Annotated in this window: 16 protein-coding genes; 15 read left to right on the top strand and 1 reads right to left on the bottom strand. The window is 27.7% G+C overall.

What is annotated here, in order from left to right; all coding sequences use genetic code 11:
• Positions 1–372: 372 nt before the first annotated feature.
• Positions 373–2,193, bottom strand: coding sequence for a translational GTPase TypA (gene typA / locus AC2TY9_RS03800; protein WP_489779610.1), 1,821 nt, complete (start codon positions 2,191–2,193; stop codon positions 373–375).
• Positions 2,194–2,365: 172 nt separating this feature from the next.
• Between typA and AC2TY9_RS03795 the strand changes: the two genes are divergently transcribed.
• The 15 genes from AC2TY9_RS03795 to AC2TY9_RS03725 all read left to right on the top strand — a co-directional run bounded on the left by AC2TY9_RS03795 (position 2,366) and on the right by AC2TY9_RS03725 (position 18,320).
• Positions 2,366–3,283 (top strand): glutaminase, encoded by a 918-nt coding sequence (locus tag AC2TY9_RS03795; RefSeq protein ID WP_489779609.1) that lies wholly within the window; start codon positions 2,366–2,368, stop codon positions 3,281–3,283.
• A gap of 252 nt (positions 3,284–3,535) precedes the next feature.
• Entirely contained in the window at positions 3,536–4,933 is a 1,398-nt protein-coding gene (aspA, locus tag AC2TY9_RS03790; RefSeq protein ID WP_489779608.1) for an aspartate ammonia-lyase, read from the top strand.
• Between the two features lie 31 nt (positions 4,934–4,964).
• The gene (locus AC2TY9_RS03785; RefSeq protein WP_489779607.1) at positions 4,965–6,266 is read left to right on the top strand and encodes an anaerobic C4-dicarboxylate transporter; all 1,302 of its coding nucleotides are present in this window, start codon (positions 4,965–4,967) and stop codon (positions 6,264–6,266) included.
• Between the two features lie 27 nt (positions 6,267–6,293).
• The gene (locus AC2TY9_RS03780; RefSeq protein WP_489779606.1) at positions 6,294–7,343 is read left to right on the top strand and encodes a type II asparaginase; all 1,050 of its coding nucleotides are present in this window, start codon (positions 6,294–6,296) and stop codon (positions 7,341–7,343) included.
• Between the two features lie 71 nt (positions 7,344–7,414).
• The gene (locus AC2TY9_RS03775) at positions 7,415–9,625 is read left to right on the top strand and encodes a sensor histidine kinase (protein WP_489779605.1); all 2,211 of its coding nucleotides are present in this window, start codon (positions 7,415–7,417) and stop codon (positions 9,623–9,625) included.
• Positions 9,606–10,277 carry a response regulator transcription factor gene (locus tag AC2TY9_RS03770; protein WP_489779604.1) on the top strand — a complete coding sequence of 224 codons (672 nt, stop codon included), beginning with the start codon at positions 9,606–9,608 and terminating at the stop codon, positions 10,275–10,277. Before AC2TY9_RS03775 ends, AC2TY9_RS03770 begins: the two co-directional genes overlap by 20 nt.
• A 100-nt stretch (positions 10,278–10,377) precedes the next feature.
• Complete coding sequence (locus tag AC2TY9_RS03765) at positions 10,378–11,457, top strand: ABC transporter permease (RefSeq protein ID WP_489779603.1); 1,080 nt, start codon at positions 10,378–10,380, stop codon at positions 11,455–11,457.
• On the top strand, positions 11,454–12,080 hold the full coding sequence (locus tag AC2TY9_RS03760) for an ABC transporter ATP-binding protein (RefSeq protein ID WP_489779602.1): 627 nt from the start codon (positions 11,454–11,456) through the stop codon (positions 12,078–12,080). Before AC2TY9_RS03765 ends, AC2TY9_RS03760 begins: the two co-directional genes overlap by 4 nt.
• Complete coding sequence (locus tag AC2TY9_RS03755) at positions 12,064–13,647, top strand: hypothetical protein (RefSeq protein WP_489779601.1); 1,584 nt, start codon at positions 12,064–12,066, stop codon at positions 13,645–13,647. The genes AC2TY9_RS03760 and AC2TY9_RS03755 overlap by 17 nt, the downstream gene beginning before the upstream one ends.
• Positions 13,635–14,609, top strand: a complete 975-nt coding sequence (locus AC2TY9_RS03750; protein ID WP_489779600.1) for a hypothetical protein — start codon at positions 13,635–13,637, stop codon at positions 14,607–14,609. Before AC2TY9_RS03755 ends, AC2TY9_RS03750 begins: the two co-directional genes overlap by 13 nt.
• Positions 14,597–15,121: a YceI family protein gene (locus AC2TY9_RS03745; protein ID WP_489779599.1), complete on the top strand. Its 525-nt coding sequence runs from the start codon at positions 14,597–14,599 to the stop codon at positions 15,119–15,121. Before AC2TY9_RS03750 ends, AC2TY9_RS03745 begins: the two co-directional genes overlap by 13 nt.
• Positions 15,122–15,574, top strand: a complete 453-nt coding sequence (locus AC2TY9_RS03740; protein ID WP_489779598.1) for a hypothetical protein — start codon at positions 15,122–15,124, stop codon at positions 15,572–15,574.
• Positions 15,571–16,305 carry a metallophosphoesterase gene (locus AC2TY9_RS03735; protein WP_489779597.1) on the top strand — a complete coding sequence of 245 codons (735 nt, stop codon included), beginning with the start codon at positions 15,571–15,573 and terminating at the stop codon, positions 16,303–16,305. Before AC2TY9_RS03740 ends, AC2TY9_RS03735 begins: the two co-directional genes overlap by 4 nt.
• A complete protein-coding gene (locus AC2TY9_RS03730) occupies positions 16,286–16,957 on the top strand; it encodes a response regulator (RefSeq protein WP_489779596.1) in 672 nt (223 codons plus the stop codon). Before AC2TY9_RS03735 ends, AC2TY9_RS03730 begins: the two co-directional genes overlap by 20 nt.
• Entirely contained in the window at positions 16,950–18,320 is a 1,371-nt protein-coding gene (locus tag AC2TY9_RS03725) for a sensor histidine kinase (RefSeq protein WP_489779595.1), read from the top strand. Before AC2TY9_RS03730 ends, AC2TY9_RS03725 begins: the two co-directional genes overlap by 8 nt.
• The last annotated feature ends 5 nt before the right edge of the window (positions 18,321–18,325 follow it).

Genomic DNA, 18,325 nt, shown 5'->3' with positions numbered 1-18,325 from the left:
CTATGCTATAGCTGCAAATGTAGTTGCTATTGTTAGAAAATAGATAATAATAACTATTACATAATCTTTTTTATTTGTATTAATTTCTGTTTTCATTTTTTTCTCCTAAAAAACAGTCCCTATTTTTTAGGGACCTTAATTTTTTAATTTCTTTTCACACTGGAAATAAATTCCAGTTAAAGAAACAAATCCTAAAGAGAGCAACTAGTTACTCTTATTTTAAATAGGAGAAACTATTCTACTCTCTTGTATTTTTTAATCTCATCGAGACATCATCACTATTCAATCTTTTCCTTTTTTAAAAAATTTGGCATAAAAAAAGGGGGAAGAGCTAAAAAGCTCTTCCCCCTTTGGAATAAATTTATTTAAATTTTATTCGTCGGCGTACTTAGCTTTCTTTGCTGCTCTTTTTCTTGATGTAGCATCGAGATCTCTTTTTCTAACTCTTACGGAAATAGGAGTTACCTCTACTAGTTCGTCTTCTTCAATCCACTCTAAAGCATTTTCTAAAGACATAACCTTTGGTGGAATAAGCTTAATAGCTTCATCTGCACCAGAAGATCTTACGTTTGATTGCTGTTTAGCTTTAATTGGATTTACATCTAAATCATTTGATTTAGCGTGTTGTCCAATTACCATTCCGTTATAAACCTTATCTTGTGGTTTAATGTACATGATTCCTCTATCTTGTAAATTGAAGATTGAGTAACCAACAGCTTCACCATTTTCCATAGAAACTAATGCTCCATATTTTCTAGATTCAACTGTTCCAGAGTGTGGCCTAAACTCTAAGAATGAGTGATTCATAACACCCTCACCTTTTGTTTCAGTTAAAAACTCTGTTCTAATACCAATTAAACCTCTTGCAGGAATCTCAAACTCTAATCTTGTATAACCAGAACCCATAGGTACCATGTTTGTCATATTAGCTTTTCTTTTTCCAAGTTTTTCAATAATTGCCCCTGAAAATTCATCGGGAGTATCAATTACTAAGTGTTCAAATGGCTCTAAAGTTACACCATTTTCTTCTTTTGTAATAACTTCTGGTCTACCAATAGAGAATTCAAAACCTTCTCTTCTCATATTTTCAGCTAAGATACAAATTTGAAGTTCACCCCTACCGTTAACTTTAAATTTACCCTCACCAATTTGCTCATAATTCATAGCAATATTAGTATTCATCTCAGCATTTAATCTTTCATCAATTTTGTTTGATGTTACAAATTTACCTTCAGTCCCTGCTAATGGAGAATCATTTACTGCAAATGTTACAGATAATGTTGGTTCTTCAATATGCATAGGATCTAATGGCATTGGATTTGTTGGGTCACAAAGAGAATCCCCAACATCAATAGTTTCAAAACCTGCAACGGCAACAATATCACCAGCACCTGCAGTTTTGATATCAAATCTATCAACACCTTTAAATCCAATAAGTTTTGTAACTCTTCCTCTTATTTGCTCACCATCAGCTTTACATAAAAGAACAGTTTCACCCATAGAAATAGTACCGTTGAAAATTCTTGCAATACCAATTTTTCCAATGAAATTATCATAATCAAGTGTAAATACTTGAAGTTGTAATCCATTCTCTTCAGTTCCCTCTGGTTTTGGAACTTCTGCTAAAATAGTTTCAAATAATGGAACTAAATTCTCATTTGGTCCTTCTAGCTCAAGTTTTGCATAACCATCTCTTGCAGCTGCATAAACAACAGGGAATTCTAATTGCTCTTCAGTAGCACCCATTTGGTCAAATAGGTCAAATACTTCATCAACAACTCTATCTGGATCACCACCTGGTTTATCAATTTTATTGATAACAACAATTGGTCTGTGCCCTAATTGAAGTGCTTTTTTTACAACGAATTTTGTTTGAGGCATAGTTCCTTCTTGTGCATCCACAAGAAGTAAAACAGAATCAACCATTTTTAAAACCCTCTCAACTTCACCACCAAAATCGGCGTGTCCTGGAGTGTCAATAATGTTAATTCTAACTCCCTCATAATCAATAGCAGTATTTTTAGAAAGAATTGTAATACCTCTTTCTTTTTCAATATCATTACTATCCATTACTCTTTCATCTACCTCTTGGTGTGCAGCGAATGTTCCTGATTGTTTTAACAATTCATCAACAAGTGTAGTTTTACCGTGGTCAACGTGTGCGATTACGGCAATGTTTCTAATGTCTCTCATTTAAACTCTTTATGATAATTTCTTTTAATTTCGCGCATTATACTAAAACTTTGCTTAAATTACTGATAATTCAAATAATTAGTTTTAATTAATTTATACTAAGTTGAAAAAAAGCCACTTTTTATACTCTAAAGTTGGTTAATATTTTTTAAATATAACTCTAGGTGTTATTATGGATTATCAAAAAATTATTGAACAAATACAAGAAGAGATACAAGCTTTTTTAAAGGAAGGAAAAGTTGCCAACTATATTCCAGCACTTGCAAATGCAAATATTAACGACTTTGCAATGAGTATAATTGAACTTGATGGAAAAGAATATAATGTTGGATGCACCCAAAAATTGTTTTCTATCCAAAGTATTTCAAAGGTTTTTACCTTCACTCTTGCACTTAGAATTTATTGCAAAAATTTATACAAAAGAGTTGGATATGAACCATCAGGAAATCCTTTTAACTCACTTGTACAACTTGAATATGAAAAAGGTGTTCCAAGAAATCCTTTTATAAATGCAGGGGCAATAGTAACAACAGATGCATTGTACTCAAATCATAAAAGCAATACCTTTTTTACAATTTTAAATTTTATAAAAAAACAAAGTGCAGATGTAGGAATCCAAGGGAACAATGAAATATTTGAATCAGAATTAGCCCATGGTTTTAGGAATTTGGCTTTAATAAATTTAATGAAAAGTTTTGGAAATATTGAAAACGATATAAATAGTATAAGCTCAACATATTTTAGACAATGTTCAATTATGATGAACACGCAACAATTAGCAAAATCAATACTTTATTTAGCAAATCATGGAATTAATCCTTTAACAAAAGAGGTAGTTATAAGTTCAGCCCAAGCTAAAAGGATAAATGCCCTAATGCTTACTTGTGGGCATTATGATGCTTCAGGTGATTTTGCTTTTCATGTAGGTTTACCAGGGAAAAGTGGAGTTGGAGGAGGAATAGTAGCTATTGTTCCTAAAAAACTTGCTATTTGTGTATACTCTCCAGGTTTAAATAAACAAGGCAACTCTTTAGTAGGGACAAAAGCTTTAGAACTATTTACAAATAAAACGGGCTTATCTATTTTTTAAATCCTTATTTATGCTTTATCAAAAACAAAAATCTCTTTACAACAACTTCTTTTAATCTCTCGGCATATTTTAAAACTTTCCTTAAAGTCTCATAAATTTTATGTTTTAGTTTCATTTTGATTATTTATTTTCTTAAAAGCGTCCAAAAGTGACTAAAAGATAACTTTTAGTTCATTTTAGAGGTTTACAATTACAACATATAAAAAATGAAGCTAATGTAAATTCTTAAGCTTCAATTAAAAAAGGAAAAAAATGACAAAAAGAATTGAACACGATTTAATTGGAGATAGAGAGATTCCAATTGAAATCTATTATGGTGTGCAAACACTAAGAGCAAAAGAAAACTTCAATATAACAGGAATAACACTTTCAAATTTTCCTACATTTATTACTTCAATTGCAAAGGTTAAAAAATCTTGTGCTTTAGCAAACTATGAATTAGGATTATTAGAAGAGTATAAAAAAAGTGCAATTTGTGAAGCTTGTGATGAACTTATCGCAGGTAAATATCATGAACAATTTGTAGTTGATATGTTTCAAGGTGGAGCAGGAACTTCTGTAAATATGAATGCAAATGAAGTTATCGCAAATATTGCCTTAGAGATTTTAGGACATAACAAAGGTGAATACACATTTTTACATCCAAACAATGATGTAAATAAATCACAATCAACAAATGATGCATATCCTACTGCATTTAGAATTGCTTTGTATGAAAAAATCTATGAATTAGTTGATTCAATGACTATTCTAAAAAAAGCATTTAGTGAAAAATCTAATGAGTTTAGTGAAGTGATTAAAATGGGTAGAACACAACTACAAGATGCTGTACCTATGACTTTAGGACAAGAGTTTCATTCATTTGCAACAATGATTGAAGAAGATATTCAAAGATTACTTGAATCTCAACAATTAGTTAGAGAGATGAATTTAGGAGCAACTGCAATTGGTACAGGAATCAATTCACACCCTGAATATGCTCATTTAGTAGAACAAAAACTTCAAGATGTAACAGGAAGACCATTTAAAACTGCAAAAGATTTAGTTGAAGCTACACAAGACACTGGTGCTTATGTACAAATCTCTGGAGTTTTAAAAAGAATTGCTACAAAAATCTCAAAAATCTGTAATGACTTAAGACTTTTAAGTTCAGGTCCAAGAGCTGGATTAAATGAGATAAATCTTCCAGCGATGCAACCAGGAAGTTCAATTATGCCAGGGAAAGTTAACCCTGTTATTCCTGAAGTTGTTAATCAAGTAGCTTTTCAAGTTATTGGTACAGATATGACTATTACAATGGCAAGTGAAGGTGGACAATTACAATTAAATGTATTTGAACCAGTTATAGCATACAACCTATTTAATAATATGAATATGATGAAAAATGCTTTTGAAACACTTGCAAATAAATGTGTAAAAGGGATTACGGCAAACGAAGAACATTGTAAAAACTTAGTTCTTAATTCAATTGGATTAGTAACTGCTTTAAACCCACATATTGGATATGAAAACTCTACTTCAGTTGCTAAAGAAGCCCTTGAGAGTGGACAATCAGTTTATGACATTATTTTAAAAAGAGGTCTTTTAACTAAAGAAGAACTTGAAGATATGATAAGACCAGAGAATATGATTAAACCAAGATTGGTTTAATTGGTTTAACAAACTTACAGAAGGAGAAAAAATGTTAGGTTTAGAAATTGCTGTTGTACTTGGTGCAATATTTTTAGGAGCCCGAATGGGCGGGATTGGAATTGGTTATGCAGGTGGACTTGGTGTTCTTATTTTATGTTTATTCTTTGGTTTAGAACCAGGGAGTATTCCTATTGATGTAATTTTGATTATTATGTCTGTTATTGCTGCAATTGCTGCAATGCAAGTTGCTGGTGGATTAGACTACATGGTTAAGATTGCTGAAAATATTTTAAGAAAAAATCCTAAACATATAACATATTTAGCTCCTGCAGTTACATATTTTATGACAATTCTAGCTGGTACTGGACATACCGCTTACTCAACACTTCCAGTTATTGCGGAAGTTGCAAAAGAGCAAGGGATTAGACCGTCACGTCCTTTAGGTATAGCAGTTGTTGCTTCTCAAATAGCAATTACAGCTTCTCCAATTTCTGCTGCAGTTGTCTTCTTAAGTGGTATTTTGGAGCCTCTTGGAGTTGGTTATATTGAACTATTAGCAGTTTGTATTCCTACAACTTTTTCTGCTTGTATGATTACAGCTTTTGTTAGTAACTTTTTAGGAAAAGATTTAAAAGATGATTCTGTTTATAAAGATAGATTAGAAAAAGGTCTTGTAAAACTTAGAGGTGAAAGTGATATTAAAATTAAAAAAGGTGCAAAACTTTCAGTTGGAATTTTTATTCTTACTATCCTTTCAGTAGTTACTTATGCAACACTAATTAGTAAAAAAGTTGGAATCATTGTAGACCCTAGTTTACCTAGAAATGCTGCAATTATGGTTTTCATGTTAGCTTGTGCAACAGTTATTACCTTAGCTTGTAAAGTTGACACAGGAAAAATTATCAGTGCTTCAACATTTAAATCTGGTATGAGTGCTTGTATTTGTGTTCTTGGTGTTGCATGGTTAGGAACTACTTTTGTTGGTGCACATTTAGGAGAAATCAAAGAGTTCGCAAGTACTTTATTAAATCAATATCCATGGATGTTAGCTGTTGCTTTATTCTTTGCAAGTATGCTTTTATATTCACAAGGCGCAACTACAAAAGCTTTAATGCCAGCTGCTCTTGCATTAGGTGTTGACCCAGTTACTGCTGTTGCATCATTTGCTGCAGTTAGTGCATTATTTGTTTTACCAACTTATCCAACACTTTTAGCTGCGGTTGAAATGGATGATACAGGAAGTACAAGAATCGGTAATTTAGTATTCAACCACCCATTTATGATTCCAGGTGTAATTGCTATTTCACTAAGTGTAATTTTTGGCTTTATACTAGGTGGAATTATTTTATAAAACAATAACAAAAATATAGGAAAAGATATGAAAAATTTATTAGGAAAATTAACGTTATTAAGTATGGTTGGAGCATCGCTTCTAATGGCTAAACCAAATATTACAATACTTGCTACTGGTGGAACAATAGCAGGTGCTGGTGACTCTTCTGTAAAAAGTTCTTATTCTGCAGGAGCTGTTACAGTTGATAAATTATTAGCAGCTGTTCCAGATATCAATAATATGGCAGAGATAAAAGGAGAACAAATTTCAAATATTGGTTCTCAAGAAATGACAAATGAAGTTTGGTTAAAACTTGCAAAAAGAGTAAATACACTATTAAAAAAAGATAATGTGGATGGTGTTGTAATAACTCATGGTACTGATACTATGGAAGCAACTGCATATTTTTTAAATTTAACTGTAAAAAGTAAAAAACCTATCGTATTAGTAGGTTCAATGAGATCAGGTTCATCTATGAGCCCAGATGGACCACTTAATTTATACAATGCAGTAAGCGTTGCAACATCTGAAAAAAGTTTAAATAAAGGTGTTGTAGTTGTAATGAATGATGAGATTCATAGTGCAAGAGAAGTGACTAAAACAAATACTTCGGCAGTTAATGCCTTTGCATCAGTAAACACTGGAAAAATTGGAACAGTTTATTATGGAAATGTAAATTACTACATGACTCCTGTTAGAAAAAATACAATTGATACAGAATTTGATATTGAAAAAATTGACAAGTTACCAAGAGTTGATATTATTTATGGTCATGCAAATGACACAGGAGCCTTCGTTGAAGCATCTGTAAAAGCTGACGCACAAGGAATTATCCACGCTGGTATGGGAAATGGAAACCTATTTCCTAAAACTCAAGAAGCTTTAGCTATTGCAAGTAGTAATGGTATAGTTGTAGCTAGAAGTAGTAGAGTGGGAACAGGTAGAACAAACTTACATGGTGAAGTTGATGATGAAAAATTAGGATTTATTGCAACTGATAATTTAAATCCTCAAAAAGCAAGAGTTTTATTAATGTTAGGATTAACAAAAACTCATAAGAAAACTCAACTTCAAGAGATGTTTTTTGAATACTAATAAAAAGAAGAGAATTTAATTCTCTCCTTTTTATTTCTTAGATAAAATATCTATAATATAAAGGATATCTAATGAGAATAAAAACGCTTCTACTATTTATAATACTAATAAATATATCCCTATTTGCCCAATCAAATAAAAATGTACTTATAATAAACTCTTATCATAGAGGTTTTGAATGGAGTGATAAAGTAATTAATGGAATAGAAAAAACTTTATACAACACAAAAACAAATGTAAATGTTTTATATATGGATTCAAAAAGAATTGCTTCAGATAAATATTTTAGCAAAATGAAAGAGCTTTATAAATTACAATTGGGAAAAAGTAAATACAATTTGATTGTTGCACTTGATACTTTTGCCTATGAATTTATGCTAAAAAACTATAATGAACTTTTTAAAAAAGAACACTTATATTTTGTAGGAATTGAACAATACTCTCAAAAAGATGTTGACTTCTATAACTTGACAGATAAAGTATCAGGAGTATTAGAAAAAAGGTCAATTGACGAGACTATTCAAATTATAAATAAAGCAAAACCAAAATTAAATAAACTATATATTATAAATGACAAAAGTAAAAATGGAGATCATACTGACCCATATATAAAAAAAGCTATAAATAATCTAAATAAAAATATTGAAATTGAATATATTAGGAGTTCAAACCTAGATAAATTAAAGAAAAAATTCTCAACTTATAAAAAAAATGAGGCAATATTTTTTATACGTTTTTACAATAATGAAGATGGTTCTTTAAATAAAAATAGTGAAATTGCTTCAATGATAGATTCTTGTAAAATTCCTGTTTTCTCAACGGATACATTGTTTATTGGAAAAGGTTCAGTTGGGGGAAAACTTGTAGATATTGAAAAATTAGGAGAAAATGCGGGTACTGATATTTTAAGAATTTTAAATAATCAATTGAAACTTTCATTTATTAAAGTCGACAATTCATATCAGTATATTTTTGATTACAAAAAAATCAAAGAGTTTAATATAAACCTTGAAAGAATGAATTTAAACTATACACTAATAAATACTCCAATAACTTTTTTTGATAAATATAGAGAATTTATTGATATTGTTTTTATTATCAGTCCCTTTTTAGTTCTTTTAATCCTTGGATTAATACATAACTTAAGACTAAGAATTCAAAAATCAAAAATATCTCAACAAAGAATTGAATTAGATAGAATTTTATTAAATGCCATTGATAACCCTATTGTTTGGCAAGATAAAAATGGAAGAATTGTTGAATATAATACAAAATTTGAAGAATTTATGAAATATAAAACACCTGATAATAAAGATTTAACTTTCTGTGATTTTATGAAAAATTATAAAAATAGACCAATTATTGATTGTTTAAAAAAATTTATAAATAAATCAGAAGCTGAAAATCTATTAACAATAAATACTAATACCCAAAAGAAATTTTACATAATAAATCAAACAAACTACACTGAAAACATTTATAATACAAGTGGTACAGTAACTGTTTTAACTGATATTACAAAAGAAAAAGAAGCTGTAAAAGAAAAATCGAAACATCAAGAATTTATTATTCAGCAAAGTAAACTTGCTGAAATAGGTGAAGTTTTTTCTTCAATAGCACACCAATGGAAAGCTCCTTTAGTGGAGATTGCAACAATTGCACAAGAAAAAGCATATAATGAAGATAGTAATTTTGATGGAAAAAATAACGTATATGTTAATGATATTATGGTGCAAGTTAAATATATGACTGACACTATAAATGACTTCCAAAAATTTATTATGCCATCTTCTAAAAAAATAGCTTTTGACGTTCATGAATCAATAAATGAAATGCTAGAGATTATAAAACACAATTTAAAATATAACTATATTGATGTAAATATAAATGTTCAAGAAGGAACATTTATGACAGTATTAGGTTATAAAAATGAGTTTATGCAAACTCTTCTTAATATTGTAAATAATTCAAAAGATGCCATTATAAAACAAAAGAAAATTGGCAATATAAAAAAAGGGAAAGTTACAATAAATTTAAACAATGTTGAGAAATATTTAGAAATTGAAATTATTGATAATGGAGGTGGTATTCCCCAAATATATATTGAAAATATATTCAAACCATACTTTACAACAAAAGAAAAAGGTCATGGAATTGGTTTATATATGGCAAAGCTTATCATAGAAGATAAAATTGGCGGCAAAATAGAAGCATTAAATGTAAAAGATGGTGCAAAATTTATAATTAAACTGGAGACTTACGATGAAGATATTAGTTCTTGAAGATAATGAGAGATTATCAAAATTAATAAAAAATGCACTAAATAAACATGGTTATATTGTAGATTTAATAAGTGATGGAGAGGAAGCCTTAGAGAAAATTCTAGATGGCTATTCTTGTTTTGTTTTAGATATAAATGTTCCCTCTTTAGATGGGATTTCTGTGCTAGAGTCTATTAAGATGTATCACAAAAATGTACCTACAATTATAATTAGTTCAAACCATGACTTAGAAAAAATTCAAAAATCATATGAAACGGGATGTGATGACTATATAAAAAAACCATTTTTCATGTATGAACTGATTCACAAAATTCAAAAACTATGCTTTAAAGAAGTTTCAAAAATAAGTCTTGGAGAGAAATACATATATGATATTCCAAAAAGACTTTTAACAAATGATAATGATAAAATTGAGTTAGCAAGAAAAGAGATTCTTCTATTAGAACTTCTAACAAAAGATATAAATAGAGTTTTCAGTTTTGATGAAATTGAAGAATATGTCTGGGAAGGAGAACCTTCTACTATTATGAATATTAGAGCTTTAGTTAAAAGAATAAGAAAAAAAATACCAGAAAAAGCTATTAAGATTGTAAAAGGGATTGGATATAGTGTAAATGCAACAAAAATAGATGAACAAAACACACTAAAATAAAGATATCTATTCCTCAAATTGAATATGAATTTTTTTTCATATTCAATTCATCTTAAATTCACTATGAAAGTTTAGAATACCTAAAAATTTAAGGTATATTTTGCAACTTTCAATTAAAGCATTAATTGCAAATAAATTCAAAACTATTCTAATATTTGCAAGTTTATTATTCTCAATAACTTCTATCTTCTTAATTAGCTCCATTTCAAATGGAGTTATATCTATGTACTCTAATTTATTGAAAAATGATGGAGACATCATAATAACTCAGGCTAAAATCTCTGATACATTTTTCTCAAACGTGGATATTAAACTATTAAAAGAAATCAATAAACTTGATACTACAAAAAAGAGTTCGGCAATTATTGTTGGGGCATCTCCCGTTGAAAAACTACCAATTGTTGCAATTTATGGGGTTACACCAAATAGATTTTCTAATTACAAAATTACTCAGGGAAATTATCCTAAAACAAATGAAGCTTTTATTGGAAACGCCATTTATCAATCATTAAAAAACAAAAAAACAATTCAAATTGCTGATAAAAAGTTCAAAATATCAGGTGTATTTAAAAGTGATATTGGTTTTGAAAATGGTGGAGTAGTAATAAATATAAATGATGCAAGTGATATTTTTAATAAAAGTGCATCAATGATTTTAGTAAATACTAACTACAACTCAAATATCAAAAAAGTCATCTCTGATATACAAAAATTAAGTGACAAAATAGAAGTGAAATCAACACAAAATTTCGTTGATAGTTATAATCAGTTTAAAATAATCCAAACCTCATCTAACTTAATTGGATTTATCTCATTTTTTTTAGGTCTTCTTGGAATTGTGAGTATTATGAGTATCACGATAAATCAAAGAAAAAGCGAATTTGGTATTAAAAGAGCTATTGGAATATCTACTAAGTCAATTGTATTTCAAATAGTTTTAGAAAGTTCGATACTTGGTGTTTTGAGTTTTATTTTTTCTTTTTTTATATCTACTTTGATTTTAGTTTTAATCAAAAATTCTGAGCTTTTTCATGGTTATGTAAATGGTGAGATATCTATTGAATTAGCATTTTATCTATTTATTTGCTCAATAACAATGTCTATTTTAGGGGCAATTATTCCTGCTATAAATGCTTCAAAAACTGACCCAATAATTTTGATGCAAGGGGATAAAATATGATATTGAAAGCTTCAAATATAAGCCATGACTACAATGGCGATGTTGCATTACAAAATATAAACCTAGAAATAAAAGAGGGTGAATTTATCTGTTTAATAGGGGAAAGTGGTAGTGGGAAGACTACACTTCTTTCAATCTTATCAACTCTTTTAAAACCAAAAAAAGGAACTCTTTTTTTTAAAAAGGAACAATACTCAAATATAAAAGATATAAATAAATTTAGAAGAGATAATATTGGTTTTGTTTTTCAATTTCACCACTTAATTAATTATCTTACACTTCTTGAAAATGTTCAACTAGCAAATGATTTAGCAAATAGAAAAAAAATTGATGAGATATTTACTCTACTAGATATTCAAAAAATCAAATCTAAATATCCAACACAAATATCAGGTGGCCAAAGACAAAGAGCAGCTATTGCTAGAGCATTAATAAATGAACCAAAAATCATTTTTGCAGATGAACCAACAGGAAATCTTGATTCTAAAAATGCACAAAAAGTATTTGAACTTTTTAAAGACTTATCAAATAAAGGAACAACAATAATTGTTGCAACACACAATAAAGATCTAGCACAAATGGCAGATAAAATATATAAGGTAAAAGATGGACAAATCAAATAGTTTTAGTAATTTAATAAATAGGCACTTTAAAATATCCCTAGTATTTTTATTTTTAGGTTTAACATTTGGAATAATATACTCAGCAAATCTATTAGGCTTTTATGTTGATTCCCAAACTTTAAATCCTGCTAATATGCGCTCATTACATATTAGTTTGATGCTTTATGGTTTTATTCCTTTAATGTTATCTTATCTTCCTTTTTTATTAATTGATAAAGATAAAGTCAGAAGTGATGAAGGATTATTTTATCTTAATTTATATACTCTATTTTGGTATATATTTTTAATTTTTATGATTAGCTCTTTATTATTTGGTAACCTACGAGGCTTGGCATTTTATGATTTTCCATATGAATTAAATTTTATTTTAGCCCTTGCTGGAATATTTTATATACTCTCTTTATATAAATATATAAAAGCATATGAAGTGATTCCTTTATGGATAAAAGTTTGTTTATGGATTACAATTATTGCACCCATTGCTCTTTTAATTCTAATGAATCCAATTATTGGTCAAGTTGAAAGTACGATTTCTGGACCCCATGGAGATAATACTTTAGGAATGAGTTTAGCCTTAATACCTATTTATTATTTGATTTTTAAACTTTTAAACGAAACAAACTTTACTGCTAAATGGAATATCTTTTGGATAATACCAACGATTTTTTATTTTGCATCAGTTTTATATAGAAGTTTTGTTGGTCACTTAACATATGAACAAGAATGGTTTTTGCAATGGCTAACTTTATTGTATATCCCTCTTCTTTACAGATGGTATAAAGATTCAAATATTGAACTTTTTGCAAAAAAAGCATTACTTATTTCTATATTAGCATTTCTATTTGTTGATGTTGAAGGAAATATTTTATTTATCCCTGAAATTAGATGGGTATTTCATAGAAATGATTTAATTGTAGCTCATGCTCATGTTGCAATGGGTATTGGTGTGTTTTTTATGGTTATATCTATGTTTGTTACTCATATAAAAGAGTTAAAAAAAGCAAGCTTTTACACTTTGTATTTAATTGGTTTATTAGGGATTTTTACAGTTTTAAGTATCTCTGGGTTTTTACAAGCTGGAGTTTTTAACTCTATTTCAAATATAGATATTCAAAAACTATGGGCATTTAGAACACTATTTGGAATAATCACTTTTTTATCAGTTCTTACTTTTATAAATATCAATTTAAAAACTACAAATATTGAAAAATACAATTTAATAGGCATCGTAGCAGATGGTTTTGGAGGAATTTTTTTAATTTTATTTGCAAGTTTTGCTTATCCACTTTTAGGTTTTAAATTTACAGGAGATTATGAATATATTGTTTTTGCCTTTGTAAGCATTACAGGAGTTATTCACTTTATGGCCATAAAATATAAAGAGTATGAGATGGTATTAACAAAACTTACTGTTTTGATTAGGGTGTTTCTAAGCTCAATATTTTTTGCACTCTTTTACAAACATTTACTAGGTTTTGAAGCACTTATGATTTCACTATTTGATATCTCATTTGCTTCATTTTATCTTCTATTCTTCTATAAAAAGGATTTCTTATGTCAAAAATAGCACTTATATTTTTCATAGGTTTTGAACTATGTTATTATCTACTTATTGCTCAAACAGGTATTATTGAATACTTTAATTCAAATATTTACTTAATTGCTCCACTTCCAATAGGAGGGGTTATTGGCTCTTATTTAAGTTATAAAATCTCTGCAAAAAGTGAAACAAAAATAAAGGTATTTTTATTTATTCAACTATTGCTGACATTTTTCTATCCAAACTTTAATTTAGTAGAACTATTTATTTTAGGTATTAGCGTGGGAGCATTAGCGCCACTTGTTATAAATGAACTAAAAAAAGCCTCATATTTGGAAATAGGTTTGGCACTTGCAATCTCTTATTCAGTTGGAACCTTATTGTTTAATTATGACCCTGCTAAAAGAGAGTTTATTGCAATCTTATTTACCCTTATTGTTTTAATATCATCATTTTTTCTTCCCCAAGAAAAAGAAAAAATAGAAAATAATATAGTTTCTTCATCTTTACTAATCATGATACTATGGATTTTTTTAGACTCTGCACTTTTTGAAACTCTTTCAAGAAATAGTGATATTTCAATCTGGAGAAATGGCTACACTTTTGAAATTGTTCTATTTCATATTTTAGGGGTTATTAGTGCCTTTAAAATAAATCTACAAAAATTTGAAAATGAGCTTTTCATAATAATATTATTTGCACTAAGTTATCTATTTTATTTTCTTGAAGAGAGTCTTTTATTATCGATTATTTATCCATTTGTAATCTCATATTACAATGTAACTATTTTAAAAGCTCTAAGAGAAATAGAACTTAAAAAACTTTCTATTTATATGATTTTTATTGGTTGGTTAGCTTCTGGAGCAGGCTTATTTACAGCCTTAGAAAATCTAACTTTATTTGTACCAACAATATTTTTAGTAGTTTTTATTCAATTCTTATACACGCAAAAAAATATTCAAACAAAGGAGAAAGAATGTATAAATTAGTATTGATTTTATTTGTAAGTTTATTAGCAAATGCAAATGAACTTTATTTAAAAGATGGTCAAATCAAAGCCCACACAGAAGTTTTTGGAGATAGTACAATTGATCCCCAAACAAAAAAAATTGATGTAAGATTATCAAAAAATAAAGATGTCGAATCAATAAAAGGTATCTTTGAAATTGAGGCTTTATCACTTGTTAGTGATAATGAAGATAGAGATAAACATATGTATGAAGCATTAAATGCCAAATTATCACCAAAGATTTCCTTTGAAATCACTTCGATTAATAAAAAAGAAGAGCATTATGAGATAAAAGGACTTTTAAAAATGAATAATATATATAAAGAGATAAACTCTTTTGCACATATTACTCAAAAGAATAAGGATATCTCTATTAATGGTGACTTTTTTATTAATCTAACTGATTTCACCCTTGAACCTCCAACAATGCTTTTTTTAACAGTAAGAGATCAAATCGATATAAAATATAATTTTAATTTAAAGGAAAAATAGATGAAGAGAATACTTTTAAGTCTTTTAGTAATGGGATTATCCCTTTTTGCATCAGAGTTTAAAATAGGCGATAAAATAGGAACTTTTTCTATTTTAAATCAGCACGATAAAAAAGTTACAATAGATGATTCAATAGAAAAAATCATTGTATCTTTTGAAAAAGATACAGGGGCAAATATTAATGAGTATCTTTCAAAAAAATATCCACTTTTTTTAAAAAATAACAATGCAGTATTTATAGCAAATATCTCTGGTATGCCCTCAATTATTACAAAACTTTTTGCTTTACCTAAAATGCGTAAATATGACCATGAGATTCTACTTATTTATGATGAAGATGACAAAAGATTTATATCTAAAGAGGAAAAATCTACTTTGTATACTTTAAAAGACGGAGTTATAAAATCTATAGACTTTATCACAAAAGATGATTTAGACAATATTTTTAAATGAAAATCAAAGAAGTAAATTATGTAGATATTAAAACTGTTCATAAAAATATGGATGGTTTTACTATATTACAAATATCAGACCTACATATAAATAAAAAAACCACTATAGCACAGATAAAAAACTTAGTGGAAACGTGCAATAGTTTAGAATACAATATTTTAGTAATCACTGGTGATATTATTGATTGTAAAGTAAAATTCATAAAAGAAAAGCTATCTATTTTAAACTCTTTAAAGGGAAAGACTTACTTTATTAGTGGGAACCATGATTTAGTTTATGGACTAAAAGATTTAATTAAACAACTTCAAAACATAATTTTTTTAGATAATAGCTATGAAAAAATAGTATATAAAAATCAAACCATCTTACTTGCAGGTATTAGTGATAGGTTCTCTAAATTTTTTAAACATAAAAGAGAAGAAAAAAACCTTTTAAATATTTTAGAGAAAAACAAACAAAAGATTTTGCTTGCCCATCAACCAAAAGACTATAAACTTGCGCTAAAATCAAATTGTGATTTATTTCTATGTGGTCATACCCATGGTGGTCAAATCTGGCCTTTCCATTATTTTGTAAAGATTTATCAACCATTTTTAAATGGTTTGCACTATATAAAAAAGTGCCCCATTTATGTAAATAAAGGGATTGGAACATGGGGTATAGATTATAGATATAAAGCAAATAGTGAAATTGCATTATTAAGGTTTACAAGTGAAAATACTTATAATTGAAGATGATGAAAAGATAGTAAACTTTTTAAAAAAAGGATTACAAGAAGAATCATATAGTGTTGATTATTCATTAAATGGTGATGAAGGAATTTATCTAGCTAGTGTTAATACCTATGATTTAATTCTACTTGATATTATGATTCCTGTAAAAGATGGAATTGAAGTTTGTAAAACCCTAAGAGAAGAAAAAATCAATACCCCAATTATTATGCTAACAGCAAAGGATAGTATTGAAGATAAAATAAAGGGCTTAGATATTGGAGCAAACGATTATATTTCAAAACCTTTTTCCTTTAGTGAATTACTTGCAAGGATTAGAGTTCAATTAAGAAATAGTGATAATCTAGTTTCAACCACACTTCAAATTGCTGATTTAAAATTAGACTTGTTAAAAAAGACAGTAACTAGAAAAGAAGATACAATTATTCTTACAGCAAAAGAGTTTTCACTATTAGAATTTTTAATAAGAAACCAAAATAAAGTCTTATCTGAAACAGTAATTAGTGAATCTTTAAGTAACTTAGATGATGATAATTTAAGTAATATTATAAATGTTTATATTTACAGACTTAGAAATAAAATAGACAAACCATATGAAAAAAAACTCATAAAAACAGTTAGAGGAATGGGATTTAAGATAAGTGATGAATAATATATCTATCAAAAAAAAACTATTAATATATAATATATTAATACAAATTATAATTCTTGGAGTTTTTTCTTTCTCTTTATATAAAACATTAGAAATTTCTAGTTTAGATAAGATTAAATCAACCCTTAAAATTGTGCTCTTAGACGTAGTTGATGATATAATTGACCATAAAGATGAATTAACCAAAGATATATTCCATGAAGAAATAGAGTATAAATTTAAACCTTTATTTATAAGACTTCTTCAAATAGACAAAAAAATTACTAAAATCAATGGCACTAAATTTCCTAATATTTTTAAATACACTTTAGATGAACTTCATAGTCTAAAAAAAGATATTATCTATTTTGAAAGAAATGATATTTATGTTTTATCAAAAATAAAAATCGCTTTAGATGAAAAAATTTATGTAGTTGAAGTAGCAACTGATTATAGACTTCTAAATTCAACCTTTGAAAACCTTTTATATATTTTAATCTTTATTGTTCCAATAATTTTAATCTTTTCAATAATTGGAGGATATTTTTTAATTCATAAATCTTTCTTACCAATTGAAAATATTCTTATTAGTCTTAGAAATATAAGTGCAAAAGATTTATCAAAGAGACTTGAAGTAAATAATAATAAAAAAGATGAAATTGATTTATTAAGAGAAGAGATAAATAACCTTTTATCAAGACTAGATAATTCCTTTGAAAAGATTAGCCAATTTTCTTCAGATGCATCCCATGAATTAAAAACTCCTCTTACAATTATAAGAGGGGAAATTGAAATAGCCCTAAGAAAAGATAGAGAAAAAGATGATTATAAAAAAACATTATCTACTTGTTTAGATGAGATATTATCAATTCAAGAAACAGTAAATGATTTACTCTTTTTAGCAAAAAATAAGTTTTCTAATGAAAATGTAGACACAGTTATATATTTAGATGAGATATCAATTGATTCAAAAAAAGAGCTTGAGAACTTTGCTAAAACAAAAGATATCCAACTAAAACTAGAAATCAGTGAACCTTTAGAGATAAAAGGAGAAGCCAAGTTTTTAAAAATCGCTCTAAAAAACATAATTAAAAATGCCATTACTTTTAGTCATAAAGAATCTAAGGTCTTAATCAAAAATTATATATTAAATGATAAAATAATAATTGAAGTTGAAGATTTTGGAATAGGCATAGATAAAAATAATTTAAAAAAGATATTTGAAAAATTTTATCGTATAGATAAAAGTAGAAATAAAAATAGTGGTGGAACTGGATTAGGTTTATCTATTAGTGAAAAAATTATCTCTTTACACAATGGTAAAATTGAAGTAGAGAGCATTGAAAATAAAGGAACAAAATTTAAACTTCTCTTTCATAGATAAAGGGT

It is taken from the genome of Arcobacter sp. ISO1, assembly GCF_058105185.1.
The sequence above is the reverse complement of the archived record's forward strand: the minus strand, read 5'-3'. Positions and strand labels throughout refer to the sequence as shown.